The sequence below is a fragment of the Phreatobacter sp. AB_2022a genome (genome assembly GCF_026847585.1).
Taxonomy (GTDB): Bacteria; Pseudomonadota; Alphaproteobacteria; order Rhizobiales; family Phreatobacteraceae; genus Phreatobacter.
In genome coordinates, this window is sequence record NZ_JAPSET010000092.1 from 1 (window position 1) to 10,753 (window position 10,753).

Below are 10,753 nucleotides of genomic sequence, written 5' to 3' on the forward strand. Positions count from 1 at the left end.
AGCGCGGAACCGGCCCCGGAACAGGCCGCCGCTGCGGCCGAAGCGGCGCGGGGCGTGCGCTTCAGCGGGCTCGGCGCCTTCTTCGTCTTTCTGATCGGCATCGGCATCGGTATCGGCGGCGTCCTGGCGGTCGCGCAGTTCGCGGCCCGCTGACCACCGTGGCGGCACCCGCCTGCCCCTGACGCACTGCCGCGAGTTGCCGCACTTGTGCATGAGCGCAACCGCGCGCGCACCTCTTCCAGCGGCCTGTGCGCGCCGCTAAGTTCCGCGCAATTCGCGCTTTCGCCGAACCCTGATCTTAGGAGATCGCCCATGAACGCCGCCGCCCCGCAGCCGGCCGCCAAGACCCGCCGGGTCTTCAACATCGTCGACGGCGAGGCGGCCGAAGCCGCCGACGGCCGCACGCTCGAAGCCTTCGGACCGTCCGACGGCACGGTGATCGCCGTCATGCCGCGCTCCGGCGCCGAGGACGTCGATCGGGCCGTCGCCGCCGCCCGCCGTGCCTTCGAGGAGGGCCCCTGGGGTCGCATGACCGCCACCGAACGCGGCCGCCTGCTGGTCAAGCTGGGCGAGGCGATCCTGGCGCACCAGGACGAGCTCGCCATCCTCGAGAGCATGGATACCGGCAAGCCGGCCCGCCAGGGCAAGGCCGACATCGTCGCCACCGCCCGCTATTTCGAGTTCTACGGCACCGCCGCCGACAAGGTGCACGGCGAGACGATCCCCTTCCTGAACGGCTATACGGTGGCGGTGGTGCGCGATCCTCACGGCGTCACCGGCCATATCGTGCCCTGGAACTATCCCGCACAGATCTTCGGACGCTCGGTCGCAGCCTCGCTCGCCTGTGGCAATACCTGCGTCGTGAAGCCGGCCGAGGATGCCTGCCTGTCGCTGATCCGCATCAGCGAGCTCGCCCTGGAGGTCGGTTTCCCGCCCGGCGTGCTCAACCTCGTCACCGGGCTCGGCGAGGAAGCCGGCGCGGCGCTGTCCAGTCACCGCGGCATTGACTTCATCTCGTTCACCGGCTCGCCCGAGGTCGGCACGCTGATCCAGACAGCGGCGGCCAAGAACCATATCGGCTGCACTCTGGAGCTCGGGGGAAAAAGCCCGCAGATCCTGTTCGCCGATGCCGATTTCGACGCCGCGGTGCCGGTACTGGTCAATGCCATCGTGCAGAACGGCGGCCAGACCTGCTCGGCCGGCTCGCGCATGCTGGTCGAGCGCAAGGCCTATGACGAACTGGTCGGCCGGGTCGCCGAACGCTTCCGGACCGTGCGCGTCGGCAGCTGGGACATGGATCTCGACCTCGGCCCGATGATCAATGCCGGCCAGAAGCGGCGCGTCGAAGGCTTCGTCGAGCGCGCCCGGGCCGACGGCATTCCGGTTCTGGCCGAAGGCGTGCTGGCCGATGGCCTGCCGGCCGGCGGCCACTATGTCGCGCCCACCCTGTTCGGCCCGGTGCCGCGCTCCAACCGGCTCGCCTGTGACGAAGTCTTCGGTCCGGTCCTCTCGGCCATCCCGTTCGATGACGAGGCCGACGCCATCCGCCTCGCCAACGGCACCGATTTCGGCCTCGTCGCCGGCGTCTGGAGCCGCGAGGCCAAACGGTCCATGCGGGTCGCCCGCGCCATGCGCTGCGGCCAGGTCTTCGTCAACGGCTACGGCGCGGGCGGCGGCATCGAGCTGCCCTTCGGCGGCGTGAAGAAGTCGGGCCATGGCCGCGAGAAGGGTTTCGAGGCGCTCTACGAGTTCTCGGCTTCGAAGACCGTCGTGATCAATCACGGCTGACGCGGCGGCCGGCCCGGATCGCGGCCGGCCTGCCAGCACCCGACACAGCATTTTTGAATTTTCAAGGAAGTGGGGAACCCATGCGTCTCAAGGACAAGGTCGCGATCGTCACCGGCGGCGCCCAGGGCTTCGGCAAGGGCATTGTCGAGACCTTCGCGCGCGAAGGCGCCAAGGTCGCGGTGTTCGACCTCAACGAGGACGGCGCCAAGGCGGTGGCCAAGGGCTTCGGCCGCAAGGCGATGGGCGTCAAGTGCGACGTGTCCAAGGCCAAGGACGTGCAGCGGGCGGTGGCCAAGGTGGTCGAGCGTTTCGGCCGGGTGGATATCCTCATCAACAATGCCGGTACCTCGCACCGCAACCAGCCGATGCTCGAGGTTGACGAGGCGACCTTCGATCGGGTCTTCGACGTCAACGTCAAGTCGATCTTCCACTTTGCCCATGCCGTGGTGCCGCTGATGCGCGCCCAGGGCGGCGGCTGCATCGTCAATGTCGGCTCGACCGCCGGCCTCAGGCCGCGCCCGGGCCTGACCTGGTACAACGCCTCCAAGGGCGCGGTGAACCTCATGTCCAAGTCGATGGCGGTGGAGCTCGCCCCCGACAGGATCCGCGTCTGCGCGCTTGCCCCGGTCGCCGGCGACACGCCGCTGCTCGGCACCTTCATGGGCGAGGACACGCCCGAGATGCGCAAGAAGTTCGTCGCCTCGATCCCGATGGGCCGCCTGTCGACGCCCGAGGACATTGCCGAGGCCGCGCTGTTCCTGGCCGCCGATCCCGGCGAGTTCATTACCGGCGTGGTGCTGGAAGTCGACGGCGGCAGGTGCATCTGATGCCCCGCCTCGCACTCGATCCCACCAGCACCCTGCCCGCCGACGGCACAGCTGGCTGCCTGGTCGGCCGCGTCATGCGGCCGGGCCTCGGTGCTTCCGTGGTCGCCGTCAGGTCCGACGGCGTCTATGACGTGACGAAGGCGTTTCCGACCACGGCGGACCTGTTCGACCAGCCCGACCCGGCCGGCGCACTCAAGGCCGCGGCCGGCGAGCGCGTCGGGGCTTTCGCCGAGATCCTGGCGAATTCCGCACCGGATGCCGCCGATCCGGAACGACCGGCCTTCCTGTCGCCGATCGACCTGCAGGCCGTGAAGGCGGCAGGCGTCACCTTCGCCTTGTCGATGGTCGAGCGCGTCATCGAGGAACAGGCCAAGGGCGTTCCCGAGCGGGCGGGCGCGATCCGCGCCGAGATCGGCGCGATCATCGGCGGCGAACTGAAGGGCCTGAAGCCCGGCTCGCCCGCCGCCGCCGCGCTGAAACAGCACCTGATCGAGCGCGGGCTCTGGTCGCAATATCTCGAGGTCGGCATCGGTCCGGACGCGGAGATCTTCACCAAGGCGCCGGTCCTGTCCTCGGTCGGCACCGGCGCCGATATCGGCCTGCATCCGATCTCCACCTGGAACAATCCCGAACCCGAAGTGGTCCTGGTGATCGCTTCCGACGGTCGGATCGTCGGTGCGACGCTCGGCAACGACGTCAATCTGCGCGATGTCGAGGGCCGCTCCGCGCTGCTGCTGGGCAAGGCCAAGGACAACAATGCCTCCGCCGCCATCGGCCCGTTCGTGCGCCTGTTCGACGCCACCTTCGGCATCGACCAGGTGCGGGCCATGAAGGTCTCGCTGACCGTGACCGGCGAGGACGGCTTCGTTCTGGACGGGCGGAGCGACATGGCGGCGATCTCGCGCGACGTCGAGGATCTGGCGGCCCAGGCCATCGGCCCCCATCACCAGTATCCCGACGGTCTGGTCCTCTATTGCGGCACGCTGTTCGCGCCGATCCAGGACCGCGACGCGCCGGGCAAGGGCTTCACGCACAGGCGCGGCGACATCGTCACGATTGCCAGCGCCGAGCTCGGCAGCCTCTCCAACCGGGTGCGCCTCTCGACGGAGTGCCCGCCCTGGACCTATGGGCTGCGTGCGCTGATGGCTGACCTGAAGGCACGGGGCGCGGGCCGCTGAAGCTTGGCAGGGCCGCGCGGCGATCGGGTCAGGCGACGGGCGCGTAGTGATCGAGCGGCGACGGACCACGGCGATCGGCCGCACCGCGCGTGCGGCCGGCGCTGCGCGCGCCGTGGGCGGCGAGCAGACGGACGATCGAGCCGGCGTCGAGGCCATATTCCCGGGCCAGGAACGCAGCGATTTCGCTTCGGCGCCGGCCATTGCGGACGCACTCGTCGACGACATCCAACAGCGCTTCCGGCATCTCGCCCCGATCCTGTGCCAACACCACCCCTGCAGGCTTCCTGTCAGCTAAATGTAAGCATTGGCCCCGGCGCCGTCATTCGTCCGACTACTTAGAGCCCTCGGGCGAAACGTCGCAGGGGCCGCGGCGCGGCGGACGAGGTTGCAAAAGCCGGCGCTGTGATCGTCCCGTCACCAGCCTCCGCTAGACCGATGGCGTGGTCCAACCAGGAGGATGGCATGACCTACAATGCGGGTGACGTGGTGATGTTGAAATCGGGCGGCCAGGCGCTCACCGTGGCCTCCGTTGAGGCCGACGAAGTGACCTGCATCTGGATCGGCGAAGAGGGCGACCTGTTCCGCGAGAAGATCCCCGCCGTGGCGCTCGCCCCGCTCGATCTCGAAGACGACGAGACGGAGAGCCATGACGACGACGAGCCGTCGGAAGACGGCGACGACGAGGAAGAAGAAGACGACGACGAGGCCGACGCGGAGATCGGCAAGCGCGCCAAGCTGCGCGCCTGACACCGTCAGTCGGCGGTCGGCAGCCGGCGCATCGTGAATTCGATGCGCCCGTCCTCCAGTTCCCGCCAGGCCTCGATCTCGGTCATATAGGCCGCCTTCGGGAAGCGCGCGAGGATCTCGCGCGCTTTCGCCCGCGCCGCCTCGCGCGGCAGCGCGAAGGTTTCGCGCCGGAAGCCGTCGCCGGCTTGGGGACGCGCCGGCTTCTGTCCGCGCCGGACGGCATCGAAGGGCTTGCGGTTGTCTGTACGCATCGACAGATCCTGTATCCGCACCACACTGCCGCAGCAGCGTTTTATTATAACATCTTACCGGGGCCGCGTCTTACGTTGCAAGAGGCCTCGATTACTCGTCCGGGCGCCGCGGTAATGTTATAGCTCCGGCCCGATTTTACGCTCACGGTCTTGCCGGCCCATCGCCGCGACCTTTAATCACGGTCGCACATGGACAGGAATATCGTGATGACCAGCACGCTTCGCCAGAGCCGCTTCCGCATCGAAGGGATGGATTGCGCATCCTGTGCGGCCAAGATCGATACGGCGGTGCGGCGCCTGCCCGGCATATCGGATGTCGCGGTTTCCGTGGCGACCGGCCGCATGACCGTGACCCATGCGCCGGAAAGCGATCTGGCAGCGCTCAGCGCCCGTGTCGCGGGCCTCGGCTACGGGGTCGAGCCGATCGAGACGCGCCGCGGCGCGCCGGCGGCGCGCCGGCCGCCCGGCGATCACGCCCGTCACGACCATGGGTCCTGCGGCGGCCACGCTCATGATCATGGCCACGACCATCGCCACGGTGCCGGCCATCGCCAGGCGCACGACCATGCGGTTCCGTCAGCCGCCGCGCCGGACCGGCAGGCACCCGACGGCCATGACCACGCGCACGCGCCCTCGATCGGCCGTTGGTGGCAGAGCCGCAAGGGGCTGACGACGATTGCCTGCGGCCTCGCGCTCGCCGCCGCCTATGGCGTCGGCAAGCTGGTGCCGGCGCTGGACCACTGGGCCTTCCTGCTGGCGCTCGCCGTGGGCCTGGTGCCGGTCGCGCGGCGCGCCTTCGCCGCCGCGCTGGCCGGCACGCCCTTCTCGATCGAGATGCTGATGACCATTGCCGCGGTTGGCGCCGTCATCATCGGCGCGACCGAGGAGGCCGCGGCCGTCGTCTTCCTGTTCCTGGTCGGCGAATTGCTCGAGGGCGTGGCGGCCACCAGGGCGCGCGCCAGCATCCAGGGCCTTGCCGACCTCGTGCCCAAGACGGCGCTCGTCGCTGTCGACGGCCGGACCCGCGAGGTACCGGCCGAAAGCCTCGCCGTCGACACGATCATCCTGATCCGGCCCGGCGACCGGGTGCCGGCCGACGGCGTCGTCGTGGCGGGCGACAGCGCCATCGACGAGGCGCCGGTGACCGGCGAGAGCACGCCCAGGCGCAGGACGGTCGGAGACCCGGTCTTTGCCGGCACGGTCAATGGCGATGCGGCGCTCACCGTGCGGGTGACGGCGGCGGCCGCCGACAACACCATCGCCCGGGTCGTCAAGCTCGTCGAGGAAGCGCAGGAATCAAAGGCGCCGACCGAACGCTTCATCGACAGCTTCTCCCGCTACTATACGCCCGCCGTGCTGGTGGTCGGCGCGCTCGTCGCCGTCGTTCCGCCGCTCATCGCGGGCGGCGCCTGGACGGAATGGATCTACAAGGGTCTTGCCATCCTGTTGATCGGCTGTCCCTGCGCGCTCGTCATCTCGACGCCGGCGGCGATCGCCGCCAGCCTTGCGGCCGGCGCCCGCCGCGGCCTTCTGATGAAGGGCGGCGCGGTCCTGGAGCGCCTCGGCACCTTGACGACGATCGCCTTCGACAAGACGGGCACGCTGACCGAGGGCAAGCCGAAGGTGACCGACATTGTCGGCTTCGGCACCGGCGAGCAGGCGGTTCTGGCCCTTGCTGCCGGCCTGGAGACGGGCTCGAACCATCCGCTGGCGCGGGCGATCCTCGCGCGGGCCGAGGCCGACGGCGTCAGCCCGGCACCTGCGGCCGGCCTTGCGGCCATCGCCGGCAAGGGCCTCGCCGGCACGGTCGAAGGGCGCGCAGTCTTCCTCGGCGCGGCAGCGGCGGCCGGCGAGCGGGCGGTGCTGCCGCCCGAGGCCGCGACCCGGATCAAGGCGCTCAATGACGAGGGCAAGACCGTTTCGGTGCTGCTGGTCGACGGCAGCCCTGCCGGGCTCATCGCCATGCGCGACGAACCGCGCGCCGATGCCCGCGAGGGACTGGAGCGGCTGAAGCAGGCCGGGATCCGCACGCTCATGCTGACCGGCGACAACAGCCGCACCGCCGAGGCCATTGCCCGGGTCGTCGGCATCGAGCCGCACGGCGAGCTTCTGCCCGAGGACAAGATGCGCATCGTCGAGGAGCTGAAGCGGCAGGGCGAGCGCGTCGGCAAGGTCGGCGACGGCATCAACGACGCCCCGGCCCTGGCCGCGGCCGATGTCGGCATCGCCATGGGCGGGGCCGCCGACGTCGCGCTCGAGACGGCCGACGCGGCCGTGCTGCACGGACGCGTTGCCGATGTCGCCGCCCTCGTCGCCCTGTCGCGCCGGACCATGGCCAACATCCGGCAGAACATCACCGTGGCCCTCGGCCTGAAGGCGGTGTTCCTGGTCACCACCATTGCCGGGGTCACCGGGCTCTGGCCGGCGATTCTCGCCGACACCGGCGCAACCGTCATCGTCACGGCCAATGCCATGCGGCTGCTGCGGCCATCCTGACCGCACCGGCAACCTTGCGGCTGGCGGGGATCCCGCCCCTGGAGGACGTCAGGCGGCCTGGCGGCCTCCGCCGGCCGGCGTGGCACGCGTCGGGCCGAGATCGTCGCGGCGCGGCCCGAACAGAAAGTCGCGCTCGACCGCGCTGGAAGCGAGGAAGGGATAGCGCGCGATCACCTTGCTCTTCATGGTCGGATAGTGCACGCCCATCAGGTTGATCGGACGCTTCAGTCCCGGATAGGGCCGCGGCTCGCCGATCGGCTCCATGGCCAGCAGGCGCTTGTAGAAGGCGCGATGCTCGCTGCGGACGGTCGCGAGCGCGAAATCCGCCTTGCAGAACTCCGAAGCCAGCATGCCGAGCCGCACCGTCGCATAGGCAAGGCCGGGATAGGCCCGGGACATGTCGTGATCGACGACGAGCCTGGTCGGGTCGATGATGGTTTCGCCCGCGGCGATGCGCGGCCCCAGGAGATCGCCGAAGATGGTCATGGCCGGCGATATCGGATGAACGGCGTTCGCGGCGTGGATTCGGATGGAGCTCGCCAGCCGGCCATCGATGTGGAGGCCGAATATCCAAACATTCGGCGCGCTGTCATAGCTGTCCTTGAACAGGCCGGTCTTGTTGCGACGGATCGCGCCTTCGCGAAGGTAGCATTCGTAGCGCAGGCGGTAGATCGCCAGCTTGTCTTCTTTACTCTCCGCGCGGCGGTATTCGATACGGCCGAGCAGTTCTAGCACGTGGTTGACGAAGACTCCTGGGGAACTCACCGTATTCATAACGCACGCCCCATATCGAAAATCAGTCTTCGCGGCCAGGAATGGCAACAATGTTAATCAAATTTTAATGTTTGGAAAGCGCTTGGTTAAAATAGCGTTAACGCGGCCGCAGAATGGACAGCGAGAACATCGCTACTGCTTGGCTTTCTTGGTTAACGTGTAATCCTGGCCTGCGCACGCACCCGCATCGGTTGCGCCGGACAGAGCATCTCCTGAGACAGCTTGCAAAACCAGTCGACGCGCCGTCCCGGTGGCCTGATGGAACGCCCTGCCGGACGGCGCAAGGCAGGGCTCGCGAGAGGGAGGAGGTGCCGACCTGCACGCGCGACGTGCAGAACATGACACGGCCCGCCCGCGGTCGGGCAGCGGTCACGGCGATCGGGAGAGCCGATCAGGATGTGGCAACAGGCTGGCCGGAGATTGAGGGCCTTGCGCGTGCCGGCGGATGGCCGCGTCGCTCAGGCGACCTTGCGCAGCAGCCCCTCGCCCGACCGGCTGAGAAGCACGCGCAGCTGCTCGTCCGGAATGGCCGGGCTCAGCAGGAAGCCCTGGATCTCGGTGACGACGCCGGGCTCGTCGATCAGCTTCATCTGATTGTAGGTCTCGACGCCTTCCACCACCACCGTCAAGCCGAGATCGGCGCCGATCCGGGTGACGCCCTGCAGCAGCTTGACCGAGCGCGGATCGGTCTCGATGTGCCGCACGAAGGAGCGGTCGATCTTGACCTTCTGCAGCGGGAACTTCTGCAGGTAGCTGAGGCTGGAATAGCCGGTGCCGAAATCGTCGAGCGCGATCCTGACGCCCATGTCGCGCAGCCCCTTGAGCGAAGCCTGCACGGCTGCCGAGTCCTGCAGCAGCAGCGTCTCGGTGATCTCCACCTCGAGCCGGTCCGCGGCAAGACCGGTCGCCGCAAGCGTGTCGCTCACCAGCGCGACGATATCGTCGCGCTCGAACTGCACGGGCGACAGATTGACGGCGACCCGCACCTTGTTGGGCCAGGCGGCACAGGCGGCGCAGGCCTTGCGCATGACCTGCCGGCCGAGCTCGACGACAAGGCCCGTCTCCTCGGCGATCGGCATGAATTCGGCCGGAGACACCATGCCCCGGGTCGGGTGCGGCCAGCGCACGAGGGCTTCGCAGGTGGAGATGCGCAGGGTCTTCAGGTTCAGCAGCGGCTGGAAATAGACCGCCAGCTGCTCGTTGTGGATCGCCTTGCGCAGGTCGAGCTCGGTGACGCGACGGGCCTGGGCCTGCCGGTCCATCTCCTCCTCGTAGAAGTGGAGGATGCCCTTGCCGCCGGCCTTGGCGCGCGCCAGGGCCATATCGGCCGATTTCAGGAGCTGATCGGGATCGTTACCGTCGCGCGGCGCGAGCGCGATGCCGACGGAGGCGCCGGAGACGACCGTCGCCCCTTCGATCTGCACCGTGTCGGAGAGGTTCTCGATGATCCGCGCGGCGAGCTTGGCGACATCGTTGACCGAGCGCGCATTGCCTTGCAGCACGACGAATTCATCGGCGCCGAACCGCGCCACGAGGTTGGTCTCGCCGATGACGAAGCGCAGCCGGTCGGCCACCTCGATCAGCAGGGTGTCGCCGATCGGATGGCCCAGCGTGTCGTTGACCTGCTTGAAATTGTCGAGATCGACGAACAGCACGGCCAGCATTTCGCTGTCCTGCCGCATCGCCAGGGCCAGTTCGAGCCGCTCCTGGAACAGCGTGCGGTTCGGCAGGCCGGTTAGCGCGTCGTGGCGCGCCATATGGGCCATGCGCGCCTCGGTGCGGCGCTTCTCAGTGATGTCCTCGATCACCACCACCATGCCGCCGGTCTCCATCGGCTGCAGGGTCAGATCGACATAGCGCTCGCTGCTCTCCAGTTCGAGCTTGTTGGTCTGCCGCGACTGCGAGCTGCGGTAGACGAGGTCGAGGATGCGGCCGGCGTCGCGCTCGCCGAGCACGCCATTGTCGACATAGCCGCCGACGAGCGCGGCGACGCGCGTGCCCGCGCGCACGACGCGCTCGTCGCCCGGCAGGATCTCGGACCAGCGGGCATTGAGCACCACCAGGCGCCCGCTCGCGTCGAACATGGCAAGGCCATGCGGCATGTTGTTGAGCGCCGTGTCGAAGCGGCTCGCCAGCAGTTCCACGTCGCGCCGTGCCATGACGGCGTCGAGCAGCATGTTGCGCAGGCGCGTAGCGATGCTGCGCATGCTGCCGAAGAAGGGAATGGCGAAACAGGCGAGGACGATGTGGTGGATGCTGGCCGTCGCGATCAGGCCGCCGACCAGCGGAATGCCGAGGCAGATGATCTGCTGGTTGACGAACCGGTCGTTGGCGAAGTTCCGGCCGGTAATGCCGACCATGTGCGACAGGACCACCGACACGCTGAACAGATGGGCGATCTGGTTGTTCGACAGGGTGAAGCTGGCAAAGCACCACAGGCCGAGCGCAAAGACGAAGACATTGGCGCCGAGCGTATATTCCCGCTCCCAGCCACGTGCGGTCTCGTAGCTCATCGCCTGCCGGCGCACCCGCTTGTACTGCATGATGCGGGCGGCCCGGGTCAGGCCGATCAGCAGGATCAGAAACGGGAAGAGGTCGAGGATCGGCTCGCTGGTGAGGTAGGCCGCATAGGCGGTGCCGACGAAGGCCGCGATGACGCCCAGAATGAACGTGCGGACATCGGCATAAAGCG

The 10,753-nt window shown here is 68.4% G+C and carries 9 protein-coding genes; 5 read left to right on the top strand and 4 right to left on the bottom strand.

Annotated features, from left to right (window positions below):
- The first annotated feature begins 312 nt into the window (after positions 1 to 312).
- From OZ671_RS31280 to OZ671_RS31290, 3 genes are all read left to right on the top strand, one after another.
- The gene (locus OZ671_RS31280; RefSeq protein WP_268864324.1) at positions 313 to 1,788 is read left to right on the top strand and encodes an aldehyde dehydrogenase family protein; all 1,476 of its coding nucleotides are present in this window, start codon (positions 313 to 315) and stop codon (positions 1,786 to 1,788) included.
- Between the two features lie 80 nt (positions 1,789 to 1,868).
- On the top strand, positions 1,869 to 2,615 hold the full coding sequence (locus tag OZ671_RS31285; protein ID WP_038307132.1) for an SDR family oxidoreductase: 747 nt from the start codon (positions 1,869 to 1,871) through the stop codon (positions 2,613 to 2,615).
- Entirely contained in the window at positions 2,615 to 3,793 is a 1,179-nt protein-coding gene (locus OZ671_RS31290) for a fumarylacetoacetate hydrolase family protein (RefSeq protein ID WP_268864325.1), read from the top strand. The genes OZ671_RS31285 and OZ671_RS31290 overlap by 1 nt, the downstream gene beginning before the upstream one ends.
- Positions 3,794 to 3,821: 28 nt before the next feature.
- Here OZ671_RS31290 and OZ671_RS31295 read toward each other — a convergent pair whose 3' ends face one another.
- Positions 3,822 to 4,037: a hypothetical protein gene (locus OZ671_RS31295; RefSeq protein ID WP_268864326.1), complete on the bottom strand. Its 216-nt coding sequence runs from the start codon at positions 4,035 to 4,037 to the stop codon at positions 3,822 to 3,824.
- 218 nt (positions 4,038 to 4,255) lie between these two features.
- Here OZ671_RS31295 and OZ671_RS31300 point away from each other — a divergent pair, with 218 nt between their 5' ends.
- Positions 4,256 to 4,540 carry a YodC family protein gene (locus OZ671_RS31300; RefSeq protein ID WP_268864327.1) on the top strand — a complete coding sequence of 95 codons (285 nt, stop codon included), beginning with the start codon at positions 4,256 to 4,258 and terminating at the stop codon, positions 4,538 to 4,540.
- Between the two features lie 5 nt (positions 4,541 to 4,545).
- On the opposite strand, the gene OZ671_RS31305 is transcribed toward OZ671_RS31300, so the two are convergent.
- Positions 4,546 to 4,791 carry a hypothetical protein gene (locus OZ671_RS31305; protein ID WP_268864328.1) on the bottom strand — a complete coding sequence of 82 codons (246 nt, stop codon included), beginning with the start codon at positions 4,789 to 4,791 and terminating at the stop codon, positions 4,546 to 4,548.
- A 207-nt stretch (positions 4,792 to 4,998) separates the two neighbouring features.
- On the opposite strand from OZ671_RS31305, the gene OZ671_RS31310 reads away from it, so the two are divergent.
- The gene (locus OZ671_RS31310; RefSeq protein ID WP_268864329.1) at positions 4,999 to 7,287 is read left to right on the top strand and encodes a heavy metal translocating P-type ATPase; all 2,289 of its coding nucleotides are present in this window, start codon (positions 4,999 to 5,001) and stop codon (positions 7,285 to 7,287) included.
- Positions 7,288 to 7,335: 48 nt separating this feature from the next.
- Here OZ671_RS31310 and OZ671_RS31315 read toward each other — a convergent pair whose 3' ends face one another.
- Together OZ671_RS31315 and OZ671_RS31320 are read right to left on the bottom strand one after the other, a co-directional pair.
- Positions 7,336 to 8,052: an N-acyl amino acid synthase FeeM domain-containing protein gene (locus tag OZ671_RS31315; protein WP_268864330.1), complete on the bottom strand. Its 717-nt coding sequence runs from the start codon at positions 8,050 to 8,052 to the stop codon at positions 7,336 to 7,338.
- Between the two features lie 467 nt (positions 8,053 to 8,519).
- Positions 8,520 to 10,753 (bottom strand): putative bifunctional diguanylate cyclase/phosphodiesterase (locus OZ671_RS31320; RefSeq protein ID WP_268864331.1); only part of this gene is annotated, 2,234 nt, incomplete at its 5' end.

Bases quoted from the DNA above. Each gene is read 5' to 3' on its own strand.
- OZ671_RS31300 (WP_268864327.1), top strand. From the start codon at position 4,256: ATGACCTACAATGCGGGTGACGTGGTGATGTTGAAATCGGGCGGCCAG.
- OZ671_RS31305 (WP_268864328.1), bottom strand. From the start codon at position 4,791: ATGCGTACAGACAACCGCAAGCCCTTCGATGCCGTCCGGCGCGGACAG.
- OZ671_RS31310 (WP_268864329.1), top strand. From the start codon at position 4,999: ATGACCAGCACGCTTCGCCAGAGCCGCTTCCGCATCGAAGGGATGGAT.
- OZ671_RS31295 (WP_268864326.1), bottom strand. From the start codon at position 4,037: ATGCCGGAAGCGCTGTTGGATGTCGTCGACGAGTGCGTCCGCAATGGC.
- OZ671_RS31290 (WP_268864325.1), top strand. From the start codon at position 2,615: ATGCCCCGCCTCGCACTCGATCCCACCAGCACCCTGCCCGCCGACGGC.
- OZ671_RS31280 (WP_268864324.1), top strand. From the start codon at position 313: ATGAACGCCGCCGCCCCGCAGCCGGCCGCCAAGACCCGCCGGGTCTTC.
- OZ671_RS31285 (WP_038307132.1), top strand. From the start codon at position 1,869: ATGCGTCTCAAGGACAAGGTCGCGATCGTCACCGGCGGCGCCCAGGGC.